We start from the raw sequence: 15,415 nt of genomic DNA on the forward strand, positions 1-15,415 counted from the left end.
GAGCACGTATGGAAGACACCCTACTTAAAATCGGTTCACGCACTTTTAACTCGCGCTTGCTGGTGGGCACGGGAAAATATAAAGATTTGCAGGAAACAGATCTGGCCATTCAGGCCAGTGGTGCGGAAATTGTGACCGTTGCTATTCGTCGCGTGAATATTGGTCAGCATCCCGATCAGCCAAATTTGCTGTCTGTGATTCCACCAGAAAAATATACCATTTTACCGAATACTGCCGGCTGTTTTGATGCCAACAGTGCAGTGCGTACCTGTATGCTGGCGCGCGAACTGCTCGATGGTCACAATCTGGTAAAACTGGAAGTACTGGGCGATGAAAAAACCCTGTATCCAAACATCACCGAAACCTTAAAGGCAGCGCGCACGCTTATTGATGATGGTTTCGAGATTATGGTCTATACCTCGGATGATCCGATTGTGGCACAAGAACTGGAAAGCATGGGCTGTGTGGCAATTATGCCTTTAGGCAGCTTAATTGGTTCAGGGCTGGGAATTTTAAACCCGCATACCATTTCTATTATTAAAGAAAATGCCAAAGTACCGGTACTGGTCGATGCGGGTGTCGGCACTGCCAGCGATGCAGCAATTGCCATGGAACTGGGCTGTGATGGCGTATTAATGAATACTGCAATTGCAGCAGCGCAAAATCCGGTCCTGATGGCTTCGGCAATGCGCAAAGCAGTGGAAGCAGGTCGTGAAGCTTATCTGGCAGGTCGGATGCCGCGTAAACGTATGGCCAATGCCAGCTCGCCAGAAACCGGTTATTTCTTTAAATAATCCGGACATTATCTGCGCTGAGAGATAAGTTACTCCTTCAGGTTTTACTTGATTAAAAGCTAAACATGAAAAAAGGACTCTGCTTGAGTCCTTTTTTATTGCGGTTTTTAGACCTGAATCAAGGAATCAAGCCTTCATCACGCATGGCAATCTGCACCGATTGACGCTCGGCCACTTTATTGCGTAGCGCAATAATATGGGTATATGGGGTTAAATCATGATGAATATGGTTCGACCAGTTGGTCAGTACGAATAAATAGGCATCGGCCGGGCCAAAGTTATCATCGACCAGATACTCATTGTCTGATTCATCAATAGTTTTATCAATATAACTTAACAGACGGTCAATTTCAGCATAGGCTTTATTTTTTTCATCATCGGTTAACTGGCCACCGAAGAATACCGCGTAGGCATCATGCAGTTCCGAGTTGAGATAACCTAACCATTCCAGCACTTTGGCACGGCCCATGCCAGATGGCGGAATTAAATCTTGTTTTGGATCGTGCTGGGCCAGAAACGGTAAAATTGCCACGTTCTCGGTCAGAATTAGACCTGGATTAATCTCAAGCGCCGGAACATAGCCTTTTGGATTAATTTCGTAATAATCATGACCTTTTTCGGTTTTATGGGTTTTCAGGTCGACACGTTCTAAATCAAAATCTACATTAATTTCATTTAAAATAATATGGGCCGCTAAAGAACATGCACCCGGTGAATAATAAAGCTTCATATCTGATCCTTGTTATATAACTACTAACTGTTTTAAATGGCTTCTAACAAACTTTCAAGTGATCGAACCTGTAAATTGCAAAAAAGCGTAAATGCGTAAAAAACATTTACCTTTTCAATATTGAGCAAGCGCGGCGCTTTTTCAAGTGGATTGCGGCTGCTTTTTTCACTTCATTTGTTTTACCATAGTCGCCTTTAAAGTTTCATGAAAAGCCGATTGTGATTAGTCTGAAAAAAGAAGAGTGGTTTTCCAATATCCGGACCGATGTGCTGGCCGGTCTGGTGGTGGGGCTGGCCCTGATTCCTGAATCCATTGCCTTTTCTGCAATTGCCGGTGTCGATCCACAAGTTGGCCTATATGCCTCCTTCTGTATTGCCGTGACCATTGCCTTTTTTGGTGGCCGCACGGCAATGATTTCGGCCGCGACAGGTGCCATGGCGCTGCTGATGATTACCCTGGTCAAAGAGCATGGGCTGCAATATTTGCTGGCGGCAACGGTACTGACCGGAATCATTCAAGTGGTGGCCGGCTATTTTAAAGTGGCCAAGCTGATGCGTTTTGTGTCGCAATCGGTGGTCTATGGTTTTGTGAATGCGCTGGCGATTTTAATTTTTGTCGCGCAACTTCCAGAGCTGATGCAAATGGATCTGTGGGGCTATGTCTTTGTCGGCCTGGGGCTGGCGGTAGTTTATCTGTTTCCCTATCTGCCTAAAATTGGCAAGGCGGTGCCCTCACCGTTAATCTGCATTATTGTGCTGAGTCTGCTGGCGCTATTTTTGGGTGCCGATATGCGTACGGTGAGTGATCTGGGACAATTTCCAGACACCTTACCGGTATTTTTAATTCCTGAAATTCCGCTGAATTTTGAAACACTGGCGATTATTTTCCCCTATTCCATCACCCTTGCGACAGTGGGTTTACTGGAAACCATGATGACCACCACCATTGTGAATGAAGTGACGGAAACTGAAGGTGACCGTCATCAGGAATGTCGTGGTCAGGGCTATGCCAATATTGTCAGCGGTTTTATGGGCGGGATGGCCGGCTGTGCCATGATTGGCCAGTCGATTATTAACGTCAGCTCTGGTGCACGTACCCGTCTTTCGACTTTGGTCGCCGGCGTTTTCCTGCTGTGTCTGGTGGTGTTCTTTAAAGACTGGCTGGCTTATATTCCAATGGCGGCGCTGGTGGCGATTATGATTATGGTGGCCTTTACCACCTTTAACTGGGATTCGGTGCGTAACTTTAGCAAGCATCCAAAGCAAAGTAATATTGTGATGCTGACCGTGGTGGCGATTGTACTGGCCACACACAACCTGGCCTTGGGTGTTTTCGTTGGGGTATTGCTGTCGGCCTTATTCCTGGTGAATAAGCTGGAAAGTGAAGTCAAAGTTCAGTCTGAACGCGTACAGGATACACGCCGTTATCAGATTACCGGACAGATTTTCTTTAGCAGCTCGGACAAGTTTTTCCAGTTCTTTGACTTTAAGGAAAATCTGCAACAGGTAAAGATTGATCTGACTCACGCGCATATTTGGGATTTAACCTCAGTGAATATGCTGAATACCGTGGTGCAAAAATTTGAAGCTCGCGGGATTCAGGTCGAGCTGATTGGCTTGAATGAAGCCAGTGACACCCTGATTGATAAATTAAGTCCGAATTAAGCTTGAGTAAAACCACATAAAAAAACGCCTGATAATCAGGCGTTTTTTTATGGCAGATCAATACCCGCCTTATTTACGGCGACGTAACCAAGCCGCAGCACTCAGACCGAATAATCCCAATAATGACCATAGACCGGTACTCCCCCCATGGGTATCCGCTTTGGAGTCTTCCGCTGGCTTTGGCTCTGCCGGTGCATCTGACAGGTCCAGATCAATAATAATCGGGTCGTGGTCAGATGAACGGAAAGCATCCGGGCTATAAAAGGCCTGAATCTGCTCGGCAGTTTTATAGTCTTCGTTATAGGCCAGCGCCGTCGGTTCATCGGCATTAATGGCCCATGCAAAAGCACGTTTAACCCGTGGATACAATTGCGCATCGGCAATGGCATGGTCTAAATTACCGGCGCCGCCATAGCCCTGGGTATTACTGGCTACACCAAACACATAACTATAAGCCTGTTTGCCCTGTCCGATTTTTTCATCATTAAACAGATTTTTATAGTTGGCCTTTTCCAGCGCCAAAATCGGATCTTCCTTGGCATAACTGTTTAAGTCGCCCAGAATCAGGACATTGGGCTGCGTTACTTTGGTTGGATTGGTCGCCAGCCATTGCATTAATTACGGTAAAGCTTTCGCCACCCGCCACAGGTTTAAAACTTTGCGCCATGGTGACACGGTTCAATTGTGTACCATCATCAAACACGGCAGCGGCATTCACCGGCGTCAGGCGTTTGCTGTTATAAATCATGGCTACGGCAATGGTATCGGTGCCCAAGCGATCTGCATTTGGCGGTGTCACATACTTCCAGTCTGGCCCCAGACTTTGGGTTAAATAGGCAATGGCGCTGTCTGGGCCATAACCATTGTTGGCAATTTCATTCAGGCCATAGACATCGGCATCAATGGCTTTTAAGGCACTGACAATTTTCTGATGCTGCTTGTCGAACTCTGCTTTGGTTTTTGCACCGCGCTCGGTCGGGAAGCCTTGTGCCGCCCCATTGTCATAGTTCAGGACATTAAAGGCCGCAGCACGAATCTGGGCAGTATTTTTGGCGCTGACGCTGCTGCGCTCATTTTTGTCTGCCACGATATTCGGCAAGGTTCTGCCCTGAACAGGCTGAATACGCCACTGGTTAAAGCGATATTCCAAAATCCCTTCTACATTTTGCAGCTCATAGCCGACTCTTAAGGTATTTTGCGCATTAAAGTTCAGCGGCAACCACGGCGTCCGGTTCTGGTTGTTATAGCCATCATCCAGAATAATTTTGGATAGCAGGTTTTGCTTGGCCAGGCTGAGTGCTTCGTCGGATTTGGCAGGATACAGATTGGTCGGCATATATAAGCGCCCAAGGCTTAGGGCCAGCTCGCCATAACGGCCATAATTATAGTTTTCACTGACGGTCAGAGTTTGCGGCAGTTTAACCAGTGCACCCTGATAACGCTGCGGTGCGTGTTGCTGAATATCCGTCAGGCTTTCAAAGGGTAAATTTACTGTTTTTGGTGCCACCCAGCTTGCCGCTTGCAGATTACAGGTTTGAATCTCCTGAGTCAGCTGGTCCAGCTGCAGCTGGTTTTGATAGCTAGTGAGGCGGCCACGTAAAATCACCTCTTCTCCAACCTGCCCGCCTTTAATCTGGCTGCTGGCCGGAATATAAACAAAAATCGCATTATTCAGGTTTGGTTTGGCTTTGCTATCTGGCGTTTGCAGATAAAAACCGGAAAAACCATTGCTATAACGATAATCTGCGGTCATCACCCCACGCACGGTATAGATCTGGTTCTTGCTGGCACTGTGCAAATCGGCAATGGCAGTATCAGAACTGCTACAGCTAATCGTTTCCGTCACAGGCGGTGGCTGCTCTCCTTCTGGCAGCAAATACTGACTAAAAGCATTCCGGTCAGACCAGGCCGTCCATTCACTGTTCACATCAAAAGGTGCTGTTGGGTCAACTGAGCTAACACTATGCGTGGTTTTATTGCGGCTTAAACTGGTGCCCTCTGCCCAACTCGTAGTCTGTCCAAGCACACCAAAACGATCGACCGGTGTATTATGCTTATACAGCACAACCGCATCATTACCATTAAAATTCAGACTTGCGATTTTTTTGACCAGATCGCCCAGCACCAGCTCCAATTCACTTCGCCCGACCAGATATTCAGCTTTGGCCGGCAACACTCCCTCTAAAGACACCGTCAGTCCGGCTGTGGTTGAGCCATTGGAAAAAATCTTGATTTGATACTGAGATAAATCGGCCGCTGTCGCATCAGGGTTATAAATCTCCAGTCCCTTACGGTTCGACGTACCATCGACATATTGACTGAACATCAGCTCTGCATGTGCAGAAAATCCACAACCCATGAGTGCCATGGCCCAGCATAAAGTATGTAATTTCATTGTTTTTTTATCAGTTGTTAAAGCTTATTCAGGCTATTTTTTAGACATGACAGATGTATGAACATTTGATGAAACTATTTCTGCATTTTCATGACAGCTGCCGTGAAAAAAATAGCGCAATGCATGAAAAAATTTGACTTCAACTGCTCAGGACTTAAAATACCGCATTTGAATTTTTTACGATTGCCAAAGTTATGTCGAATGATCAATTAGACCAGCAAGTCGTCGAGCTGGACAACTTAAACGAGCACCGTGAAATTGTGACGTTTATGCGTCGTTCCTCACCACTCAACACCTCTCAACGTACTGCGCTTGAACAATATGGTCACCTAATTTTGGAATATCCGGTTGGCGATTTACGTCAGCATTTTGAACATCCAGAACGTCCTTTAACGGTGGAAATCGGTTTTGGGATGGGCCGTTCACTGGTCTTAATGGCACAGGCCAATCCGGAGCGTAACTTTGTGGGTATTGAAGTGCATGTGCCAGGTATTGCCCAGTGCGTATATGAAGCAGGCACGGCCGGTTTAAGCAACCTGCGCGTCCTGGATGCCGATGCAATTCAGGTGCTGCGTGAAATGCCAGACAACAGCATTAACACCGTACAACTGTACTTCCCAGACCCATGGCAGAAGAAACGCCACTTCAAACGCCGTTTTGTGGTGGATGAACGTATGGAACTGGTCGAGCAAAAACTGGAAATGGGCGGCACTTTCCATGCAGCAACTGACTGGGAACCGTATGCAGAATGGATGCTGGACGTGCTGGACAACCGTTCCCGTTTAGAAAACCTGGCAGGCAAAGGCAACAGCTATCCACGTCCGGAATGGCGCCCGCAAACCAAATTTGAACGCCGCGGTATTGAAGCCGGTCACAAGATTAACGACTTTATCTTTAAGAAAATTTCTTAATCACAAAGTTGAAAAAGCGCTGAAATCTCAGCGCTTTTTTTATACGTCCCTATCTTGAGATTAGACAAAATAGATGATCTACCAGTCAAAAGTGATTTAAAAGATCAGATCAACGACTCGATTAACCAGTATAAAACCGAAGATAACAACAATGTTTTATGACTGATGACGTTCTAAAATCTGCTGGCTGAATAGTTGATAGACCGCCTGTAAATCAGGTCGCTGCGCATCAGCCAATAACTGCTGATGCATCTGTAAAATATTCTGATCACCACGCATGGCCGGGCCGGTCTGCATGATTTTAGGATCGGCCTGGATGGCCTTCTGTGCCGTTTCCAGCATGAGCGGATACAGCAGACTAAAATCGACCTGCTGGGCATCAACAATTTGCCGGGCCATGTCATAGCAATAATTACTGAAATTACAGGCAAACACCGCGGCCAGATGTAGGCTCAAGCGCTGCTCGGAGCTATAGGCATAAACCCGCTGACTGAGTTCATTGGCCAGCTGCAACAATACAGCCTGATCGTCTTCATCTGCCGCTTCAATAAATAAAGGGGTATTGGACCAGTCAATCTCACGTTCCAGACTAAAGGTTTGCAGCGGATAAAATACTCCGGCACGTGCATGTACCTGCTGTAACAGCTGCATCGAGGTACTGCCGGAGGTATGGACCATCAGCACTTCAGGCAAATGAGGATGCACCTGCTCAATCACCGCGGCAATGGATTGATCACTCACCGCAATGATCACCAAGTCTAGTGTCGCATCAAACTGTTCAGGGCTATGAATTGCACTGGCCTGTACCTGCTGTGCCAGCTGCGCTGCCTTATCCAAACTGCGGCTATAAATCTGTACTATCTGGTGCCGTGCACTCAATGCCCGTGCCAGATGATGTGCTACCCGTCCCGCGCCAATAATCCCGATTCGCATCTGTTTCATCTATATTTTAAACTGCCCACAGCATGCCAATAAAAAAAGGACGAATCAATTCGTCCTGATAAATTTGAGCCAGTTTTAGAACTTTCTTAAGGTCAGAATCTGTTCACTGCGTCCAAATGGCCCATGAATATCATGTAAAATACCGCTGGTCAGACCAATACCGTCTTCACCATATTGTTGTACCACTTCCAGGCCCAGCCACTGGCCTTGCGGCAAGCGGTGCAGATGAATTTGCAAATCCAGGTTTGGAAAACCCCAACCGGCATTTGGGTCCTGACGTGGCACCACGCCATTGGCAGTATCTACCATACCCATCAAGCGGGTAAAATCCGATGTCGGCTGGCCGTCAATCATTTCAAGCTGATTACTGAGCCAGACAATGCCTTTGCCCGGACGATGGTCCAGATGGGCACGGGTCTGAATGCTTTGAATATAGCCGCCTGGCCAGCAGCGCATGCCATCCCACTCGGGTAAATAGTCCGGACTTTCTGCCGGTAAATCTTCCAGACCGGCAATGGCCCGAGTGTCGGAGGTTAGCATTTTCCAGGCACGTGCCACAATACAGGTTTTGCCATTGGCACACATTTCCGCTTCAATCAACTCAATGGTTTTGCCTGGGCGAATCATGCGGGTAGTAATCGAAAATTCACCAAAGGCAATTAGCCCAAAAATATCCAGCCCGACCCGGCCAATGCGCATTTCTGCACGTGGCTGGAACTGCTCCAGCTCTGCACAGAGAATACCGGTGGCAGGTGCCATATGCTGCTCATGCGGATTCCACGCGCCCTGAGCATGAATATTCGATTCATAATAAGCTGTGCTGCTGCCATCTGCATGCTGTTCACGTCTGATAAAACTGTAATATGCCGACATTATTTTCCCTACTTCCTTGCTCTTTGGTCTGTGTGCTACCTGCCTGTGTAGCCTCTGTTTCGTTTATTTTCGTGCAAAAAAACCATAATAATTCATGATTTGACAATAAACCCTGCAACTTTTAAATCCGACTTTTGTTAATACGTCTTTGGTCTGTTCAGCCGAAACCAGTTCAAAATCATCATCCAGACGTGCAATCATCTTTTCACTCTGGCTCACTGTTAAGCCCTGTTGCACCGCTACATGCTGCAGCACTTGCTGTTCAGCCAATGTTTCAGGCTGCATCAGGTCATAACTGAAGAAAACACCACCCGGTTTTAAGCGCTGGCAGATGTCCTGAAAGAAATCGGCTTTGGCCGGCATGGGAATAAAATGCGCCACCAGAATGGCCAGTGCCGCATCAAAAGGCTGAGGGGACTCTAAACTCTGGGTATCGGCCTGAATAAACTGCACCCGCTCGGCACCTGCAATTGAGCGGATCGTATTTTGTGCCTGTTCCAGCATGGCACGGGAGGGATCAATGGCGGTAATCTGCCACTGTGGATGATGCGCCAATAAATAGGTCAGCTCATAGCCTGTCCCGCACCCGACCACCAGAATATGCGCAGTTTCCGGTAATTCTGCCGTTAGAATGGCATCAATCTGTTGATGTACCAGCTCATAGCCGGGAATCAGTTTACGGATGTGATCATCATAGCCGGCGACAATGACTTCACTGTGAAAGTTTTTGGCCATCTTTAACTCACTCTACCTCTGACTCTTGAATAGACTTGCGAAGATCATTCTTGTTGGAAAGTCATGACAGCTCGCAGAAAGCAAAGCAATTTTGCTCTGATTTGATTTTCCCCGAGATTCAATCACATGACCGGCGATATCCCTGTCGCCCTGTCATGTGATTAGATGCCTGCATGAATCAAGCAATTTCTTTTAGGTTTAACTCTTCACGCATAAATTCACGCAGCTTAAACTTCTGCGCCTTACCCGATGCCGTCATTGGAAACTCGCTAAAGAAACGCACATAACGTGGCACTTTATTGTGTGAAATATGCTCGGCGCAGTACTGGCGAATGGTTTCTTCTGTGCAAGGGTCGTTTTCATGCAAGATAATGCAGGCGCAGAGTTCTTCGCCATATTTATGGTCAGGTACGCCAATCACCTGTACATCGCAAACCGCCGGATGGGTATAGAGGAAATCTTCAATTTCTTTCGGGAACAGGTTTTCACCGCCACGAATCACCACATCTTTAATCCGGCCTTTAATTTTGACAAAGCCTTCATCGTCCATTTCAGCGATATCACCGGTATGCATCCAGCGTGCAGCATCAATCACTTCTGCGGTTTTTTCCTGATCTTCCCAATAGCCGAGCATTACCGAATAACCGCGAACACAGAGTTCACCGAGCTGTCCACGTGGTACCACCTTGCCCTCTTCATCGACAATTTTGACTTCCAGATGTGGATGGACTCGGCCTACGGTACTGACGCGACGTTCCACCGAATCTTCCGTTGAACTTTGCGCACTTACCGGTGCTGTTTCAGTCATGCCATAGCAGATGGTAATTTCCGACATATGCATGCGGTCAATCACGCGCTGCATGATTTCCTGCGGACATGGACTGCCGGCCATAATACCGGTGCGCAAGCTTGACAGGTCAAACTCATCAAACTGTTCATGCTCTAAAATGGCAATGAACATGGTCGGTACGCCATAAGCGGCGGTACATTTTTCCTGCTGAATGGCTTTTAAAGTATCCAGCGGGTTAAATACGGCTGATGGATAGACCATGGTTGAACCATGAGTGATACAGGCCAAGTTCCCCATCACCATCCCGAAACAGTGGAATAATGGCACTGAAATACAGACCCGATCTGCCGGGCTGAGATGAATTGCTTCACCAACAAAATAGCCATTATTTAAAATGTTGTTATGGGTCAGCATGGTGCCTTTCGGATTCCCGGTGGTGCCCGATGTGAACTGGATATTAATGGTTTCATCAAACTGCAATTCACTAGAAATCTGCTGCAGTTTTTGCAGCATTTTTTTGCTTGGCGGGGTCAGTAAATCCTGAAAGCGGTGTAATCCGGCATGTTCCTGATCATCAATTTTAATAATATGTTTCAGATGCGGCAGGCGCTCGGCTTTCAGCACTTTGCTTGCTGCCTGGTTCAGCTCCGGGGCAATTTTGGTCAGAATCTCCTGATAATTGGTGGTCTTGAACTGCGAGGCAATCACCAGTCCCTTACACGACACTTTATTCAGTACATATTCCAGCTCATTGCTTTTATAGGCCGGGTTCAGGTTCACCAGAATAATGCCGGCTTTAAAGGCCGCAAACTGGGTAATGGTCCATTCCACGCAGTTCGGCGACCAGATTGCAAGACGGTCACCTTTTTGAAAGCCCAGTTTCAGCAAACTGCAGGCAAAGGCATTCACCTGCTCTTGCAACTGCCGGTAGCTCAAACGCACATTCTGATGCAGGCTGACCACCGCATCCTGTTCGGCGTATTGCGCGCAAGCCTGATCAAATTTTTCACCAATCGTTGTGCCCAGTAAAGGCTGGCTGCTCGTTCCGTAGGCGTAGCTTAACCGTACTTGTGTCATTGAATCGTTCTCCTTGATTCTTTGTAATTCTGATTTTCAACTCTACTAATTGTTTTTGAACCACGACTACCTGTCTGTCTTCCCTGCCGTTTTTATCGTTTTTTACTCACTTCCCTCCTGTCGTCGTACTGCGTTCACACAAAAATCGGCAATCTGTTTGACAAAGTAATCCTTATAGTTTTGATCAAACATCACATTGCGAGATGGGTTTAAAGGTTCAATCACCACAAAAGTCATAGAGCCAACCACGCCCAGTGCGGCGGTGTTCAAATCTTCAAACTCAAACTCACCATTGACTTTTCCTTCAGCCAAAATTTCCTTAATGCTCTGCTTGATCAGCTGTTTACTGCGAAAACGTTCATGTTCCATTTCCGGATCAACCGGTTCAAACATGAGCGCATACGCCAGTTGGGGACTGTTCATGGCACGCTTCACAAAAGTTGTAACAGATTTTTGCAATTTCTGTTTTGGCGATAAATCCGAGCCGGCAATGTGGTTCAAAATTTCAACCTCATGCTGAATCGCATTCGACAACACTTCAATTAAAATCTGGCTTTTGTTTTCGAAATATCGATAGACCAGACCGGTAGATACACCGGCGCGTTCCGCAATGGCCTGAATCGACGCCTCTTTAAAGCCCCCTTGAGCAATTAGTTCACGAGCGGACTGCAAAATCGACAGGCGATTCTGTTCCATTCGTTCCTGCATCAATGATGATCTTTTATAACTCATATCTTATTCTCAACCAGATAAAATGAATTGTAAATCATTTTGTGAATTTTAGTTCACTTTTTTAAATTTTCGATGTATGTTAAAAACCAAGCACAACAAAAATGCTTTTTTGGAAACAACAAATATAACCGCAGGATGGATGAAGAAATGAATTTACAAAGCTTGGATTTCGGTTTGGATGAAACACTGATCGCCCTTCGTGATTCAGTTGCTGCATTTTGTGCAAAAGAGATCGCACCAATTGCTCAACAGGTCGACCGTGACAACGAATTCCCTGCTCATCTTTGGAAAAAGTTTGGGGACATGGGTTTACTCGGTCTGACTGTAAGTGAGGAATATGGTGGCACCAACCTCGGTTATCTGGCACATATTATTGCCATGCAGGAAATTTCACGTGCCTCAGCATCCATTGGCCTTTCCTACGGGGCACATTCTAACCTATGTGTGAACCAAATTAAGCGTAATGGTAACGAAGAACAGAAACAGCGCTATTTACCGAAACTGATTTCAGGTGAATATGTCGGCGCATTGGCCATGTCAGAACCGAATGCCGGCTCCGATGTGGTGAGCATGAAACTCAAAGCTGAAGATCAGGGCGATCATTATCTGCTAAACGGTTCAAAAATGTGGATCACCAACGGTGGCGATGCAGATGTGCTGGTGGTCTATGCCAAAACTGATACCCAAGCCGGCGCCAAAGGCATGACCGCTTTCCTGATTGAAAAAACCATGCCGGGCTTTAGCCACGGTACGCACCTGGACAAACTGGGCATGCGCGGCTCGAATACCTATCCACTGTTCTTTGACAACGTGCGCGTACCGAAAGAAAACGTCCTCGGCGGTGTCGGCAATGGTGTAAAAGTGCTGATGAGTGGTCTGGACTATGAACGTGCTGTATTAAGCGCAGGCCCACTGGGCATTATGGATGCCTGCCTAGACACCGTGATTCCGTATATCCACGAGCGTAAACAGTTTGGTCAGGCACTGGGCGAATTCCAGCTGATGCAAGGCAAAATTGCTGATATGTATTCGACCTGGCTGGCCTGTAAAGCACTGGTCTATGCCGTAGGTGCAGAATGTGACAAAGCCGAGCATAGCCGCAGCCTGCGTAAAGATGCTGCCAGCGCAATTTTATATGCAGCCGAAAAAGCCACCTGGATGGCCGGTGAAACCATTCAGACGCTAGGTGGGAACGGTTATATCAATGAATTTTCTGCTGGACGTTTATGGCGTGATGCCAAACTCTATGAAATTGGTGCAGGCACCTCGGAAATTCGCCGTATGCTGATTGGCCGCGAACTGTTTAACGAAACTGCCTAAAAAATAAATCACAAGAATAGACAAGGATGTTGGCATGAATCAATTACAGAGCAAAATCAATATTCGCAGCGAAGAGTTCAAAAACAACCACGCAGCGATGCAAACCCTGGTCGATGACCTGAAACAGAAAGTCCAGAAAATTGCCCTGGGCGGTGGTGAAACTGCACGTCAGAAACATCTGGATCGCGGTAAATTATTACCACGTGAACGGATTGACCACCTGATTGATCCGGGTACGGCTTTTATTGAAATTGGTCAGCTGGCTGCCTATCAGGTGTATCAGGATGATGTGCCTGCTGCCGGTGTGGTGGCCGGTGTCGGTCAGGTCAATGGCGTGACCTGTATGATCATTGCCAATGATGCGACAGTCAAAGGCGGAACGTATTATCCGCTGACTGTGAAAAAGCATTTACGCGCTCAGGAAATTGCCGAGCAGAACCATCTGACCTGTATCTATCTGGTCGATTCTGGCGGTGCCTATTTACCGCTGCAAGATGAAGTGTTCCCAGACCGTGACCACTTCGGCCGTATTTTCTACAATCAGGCGCGCATGTCGAGCATGGGCATTGCCCAGATTGCCGTGGTGATGGGCAGCTGTACTGCTGGCGGTGCTTATGTCCCTGCCATGTCCGATGAAACCATTATTGTGCGGAATCAGGGTACGATTTTCCTGGGGGGCCCGCCACTGGTGAAAGCTGCCACCGGTGAAGTGGTCAGCAGTGAAGATCTGGGCGGTGGTGATGTACACACCCGTTTATCAGGGGTGGCCGATCATCTGGCAGAAAATGACGAACATGCTTTGGCGATTGCCCGCAACATCGTCGCCAATTTAAATAAAAAACCAAATCCGCAGCCGAAAAATGTCGAAGCACCATTATTCGATGCGTCAGAGCTGTACGGCATTGTCCCGACTGATGCACGTAAACCGTTTGATGTGCGTGAAGTGATTGCCCGTATTGTCGATGGTTCACGTTTTGACGAGTTCAAGGCACGTTTTGGGACCACGCTGGTCACCGGCTTTGCCAAACTGTACGGTATGCCGGTTGGTATTATTGCCAATAACGGGATTCTGTTTTCCGAGTCGGCACAAAAAGGCGCACACTTTATTGAACTGTGCACCCAGCGCAACATTCCCCTACTGTTTATTCAGAACATCACCGGCTTTATGGTTGGCCGTCAGTATGAAAATGAAGGTATTGCCAAAAATGGTGCCAAACTGGTGATGGCGGTGGCGACAGCCAATGTACCGAAACTGACCCTGGTGATTGGCGGTTCTTTTGGTGCCGGCAACTACGGTATGTGTGGCCGTGCCTATTCACCACGCTTTATGTGGACCTGGCCAAACTCGCGTATTTCGGTGATGGGCGGTGAGCAGGCTTCGAGTGTACTCTCGACCTTAAAACGCGACCAGATTGAAAGCAAAGGCGGCAGCTGGTCAGCGGAAGAAGAAGATCAGTTTAAACAGCCTATTCGTGACCAGTATGAGCGTCAGGGTCATCCATATTATGCTTCTGCGCGTTTATGGGATGATGGTGTTATTGATCCAGCACAATCACGTGAAGTATTGGCGCTCAGTCTGGCGGCGGCATTAAATGCCCCAATCCAGCCAACCAAATTCGGCGTGTTCCGCATGTAAGAGGTGACAAAAATGGATTATCAATTTTTACAACTCGAACAGCAAGATCAGGTGGCCACGGTGTGGATTAACCGTGCCGAACTGCACAATGCCTTTAATACGCAGGTCATTGAAGAATTACACGCCTGCTTTCAGCAACTGAATACCCGCGCTGATGTACGTGTGGTGATTCTGGCCGGTCGTGGCAAGAGCTTCTCTGCCGGTGCCGACCTGAACTGGATGAAACAGGCCGGTCAGGCCTCACAGGCAGACAATGAAGCCGATGCTTTAAAACTGGCAAAAATGCTACAAAGTCTGGCTACCTTGAAACAACCCACCATTGCCCGTGTCCATGGTATTGCTTTTGGTGGTGGTATGGGTCTGGCTTCAGCTTGTGATATTTGTGTGGCCAGCACCGATGCCAAATTTGCCACCTCTGAGGTACGTTTAGGCCTGGCGCCATCCACCATCAGCCCTTATGTCATTCGTGCCATTGGCGCACGTCAGGCATCACGTTACTTTTTAACTGCTGAACGGATTTCTGCAGCACAGGCACACGCTATTGGTCTGGCACATGAAGTGACCGCACCGGAACAGCTGGACAGCAAAATTGATGAAATTGTGCAGGTCTTATTACTCGGTGGCCCAGAAGCACAGCATGCATCGAAACAGCTCATTCAGATGGTGAACCAGCAAGTCCTGACCGAGGACCTCTTGCTGCAAACCGCACAGCATATTGCCCACGTTCGCCAGGGAGATGAGGCGAAAAATGGACTGAATGCATTTTTAAACAAAAAAAGCCCGGCCTGGATCAAGACCACGGCATAACAACTAGAA

12 protein-coding genes and 1 pseudogene are annotated in these 15,415 nt (G+C 47.5%); 6 read left to right on the top strand and 7 right to left on the bottom strand.

Features of this window, described 5'->3' with window-relative positions:
• Positions 1-8 precede the first annotated feature (8 nt).
• Complete coding sequence (locus FTU86_RS06100; RefSeq protein WP_005177093.1) at positions 9-794, top strand: thiazole synthase; 786 nt, start codon at positions 9-11, stop codon at positions 792-794.
• Between the two features lie 118 nt (positions 795-912).
• Here FTU86_RS06100 and FTU86_RS06105 read toward each other — a convergent pair whose 3' ends face one another.
• Positions 913-1,524, bottom strand: coding sequence for a glutathione binding-like protein (locus FTU86_RS06105; protein ID WP_160243377.1), 612 nt, complete (start codon positions 1,522-1,524; stop codon positions 913-915).
• A gap of 218 nt (positions 1,525-1,742) precedes the next feature.
• On the opposite strand from FTU86_RS06105, the gene FTU86_RS06110 reads away from it, so the two are divergent.
• Complete coding sequence (locus FTU86_RS06110) at positions 1,743-3,188, top strand: SulP family inorganic anion transporter (RefSeq protein ID WP_005177090.1); 1,446 nt, start codon at positions 1,743-1,745, stop codon at positions 3,186-3,188.
• Between the two features lie 69 nt (positions 3,189-3,257).
• Here the strand turns inward: FTU86_RS06110 and FTU86_RS06115 are convergent.
• A pseudogene (locus tag FTU86_RS06115) lies at positions 3,258-5,583 on the bottom strand (ExeM/NucH family extracellular endonuclease).
• Between the two features lie 194 nt (positions 5,584-5,777).
• Between FTU86_RS06115 and trmB the strand changes: the two are divergent.
• Entirely contained in the window at positions 5,778-6,494 is a 717-nt protein-coding gene (gene trmB / locus FTU86_RS06120) for a tRNA (guanosine(46)-N7)-methyltransferase TrmB (protein ID WP_075166682.1), read from the top strand.
• Positions 6,495-6,650: 156 nt separating this feature from the next.
• On the opposite strand, the gene FTU86_RS06125 is transcribed toward trmB, so the two are convergent.
• The 5 genes from FTU86_RS06125 to FTU86_RS06145 form a co-directional block, all read right to left on the bottom strand.
• Positions 6,651-7,427 carry a Rossmann-like and DUF2520 domain-containing protein gene (locus FTU86_RS06125; RefSeq protein WP_180036656.1) on the bottom strand — a complete coding sequence of 259 codons (777 nt, stop codon included), beginning with the start codon at positions 7,425-7,427 and terminating at the stop codon, positions 6,651-6,653.
• An 84-nt stretch (positions 7,428-7,511) separates the two neighbouring features.
• Positions 7,512-8,309 carry a thioesterase family protein gene (locus tag FTU86_RS06130; RefSeq protein WP_104469905.1) on the bottom strand — a complete coding sequence of 266 codons (798 nt, stop codon included), beginning with the start codon at positions 8,307-8,309 and terminating at the stop codon, positions 7,512-7,514.
• Between the two features lie 63 nt (positions 8,310-8,372).
• On the bottom strand, positions 8,373-9,044 hold the full coding sequence (locus FTU86_RS06135; RefSeq protein ID WP_180036630.1) for a class I SAM-dependent methyltransferase: 672 nt from the start codon (positions 9,042-9,044) through the stop codon (positions 8,373-8,375).
• A 178-nt stretch (positions 9,045-9,222) separates the two neighbouring features.
• The gene (locus FTU86_RS06140) at positions 9,223-10,911 is read right to left on the bottom strand and encodes an AMP-binding protein (protein WP_104488771.1); all 1,689 of its coding nucleotides are present in this window, start codon (positions 10,909-10,911) and stop codon (positions 9,223-9,225) included.
• 102 nt (positions 10,912-11,013) lie between these two features.
• Positions 11,014-11,643, bottom strand: a complete 630-nt coding sequence (locus FTU86_RS06145; protein WP_005177074.1) for a TetR/AcrR family transcriptional regulator — start codon at positions 11,641-11,643, stop codon at positions 11,014-11,016.
• 147 nt (positions 11,644-11,790) lie between these two features.
• Here FTU86_RS06145 and FTU86_RS06150 point away from each other — a divergent pair, with 147 nt between their 5' ends.
• Genes FTU86_RS06150 through FTU86_RS06160 form a run of 3 tightly spaced genes read left to right on the top strand, consistent with a single transcriptional unit; the run spans position 11,791 to position 15,406 of the window.
• The gene (locus FTU86_RS06150; RefSeq protein ID WP_005177068.1) at positions 11,791-12,963 is read left to right on the top strand and encodes an isovaleryl-CoA dehydrogenase; all 1,173 of its coding nucleotides are present in this window, start codon (positions 11,791-11,793) and stop codon (positions 12,961-12,963) included.
• A 34-nt stretch (positions 12,964-12,997) separates the two neighbouring features.
• Positions 12,998-14,599: a carboxyl transferase domain-containing protein gene (locus FTU86_RS06155; protein WP_180036631.1), complete on the top strand. Its 1,602-nt coding sequence runs from the start codon at positions 12,998-13,000 to the stop codon at positions 14,597-14,599.
• Positions 14,600-14,611: 12 nt separating this feature from the next.
• Complete coding sequence (locus FTU86_RS06160) at positions 14,612-15,406, top strand: enoyl-CoA hydratase/isomerase family protein (RefSeq protein ID WP_180036632.1); 795 nt, start codon at positions 14,612-14,614, stop codon at positions 15,404-15,406.
• The last annotated feature ends 9 nt before the right edge of the window (positions 15,407-15,415 follow it).

Origin of the sequence: Acinetobacter sp. YH12155 (assembly GCF_013418255.1) — a bacterium.
Lineage (GTDB): Bacteria > Pseudomonadota > Gammaproteobacteria > Pseudomonadales > Moraxellaceae > Acinetobacter > Acinetobacter indicus.

What these genes read in the sequence shown, in the direction of transcription:
- FTU86_RS06100 (WP_005177093.1), top strand. Translation starts at nt 9, where the DNA reads ATGGAAGACACCCTACTTAAAATCGGTTCACGCACTTTTAACTCGCGC.
- FTU86_RS06105 (WP_160243377.1), bottom strand. Translation starts at nt 1,524, where the DNA reads ATGAAGCTTTATTATTCACCGGGTGCATGTTCTTTAGCGGCCCATATT.
- trmB (WP_075166682.1), top strand. Translation starts at nt 5,778, where the DNA reads ATGTCGAATGATCAATTAGACCAGCAAGTCGTCGAGCTGGACAACTTA.
- FTU86_RS06125 (WP_180036656.1), bottom strand. Translation starts at nt 7,427, where the DNA reads ATGCGAATCGGGATTATTGGCGCGGGACGGGTAGCACATCATCTGGCA.
- FTU86_RS06130 (WP_104469905.1), bottom strand. Translation starts at nt 8,309, where the DNA reads ATGTCGGCATATTACAGTTTTATCAGACGTGAACAGCATGCAGATGGC.
- FTU86_RS06135 (WP_180036630.1), bottom strand. Translation starts at nt 9,044, where the DNA reads ATGGCCAAAAACTTTCACAGTGAAGTCATTGTCGCCGGCTATGATGAT.
- FTU86_RS06140 (WP_104488771.1), bottom strand. Translation starts at nt 10,911, where the DNA reads ATGACACAAGTACGGTTAAGCTACGCCTACGGAACGAGCAGCCAGCCT.
- FTU86_RS06145 (WP_005177074.1), bottom strand. Translation starts at nt 11,643, where the DNA reads ATGAGTTATAAAAGATCATCATTGATGCAGGAACGAATGGAACAGAAT.
- FTU86_RS06150 (WP_005177068.1), top strand. Translation starts at nt 11,791, where the DNA reads ATGAATTTACAAAGCTTGGATTTCGGTTTGGATGAAACACTGATCGCC.
- FTU86_RS06155 (WP_180036631.1), top strand. Translation starts at nt 12,998, where the DNA reads ATGAATCAATTACAGAGCAAAATCAATATTCGCAGCGAAGAGTTCAAA.
- FTU86_RS06160 (WP_180036632.1), top strand. Translation starts at nt 14,612, where the DNA reads ATGGATTATCAATTTTTACAACTCGAACAGCAAGATCAGGTGGCCACG.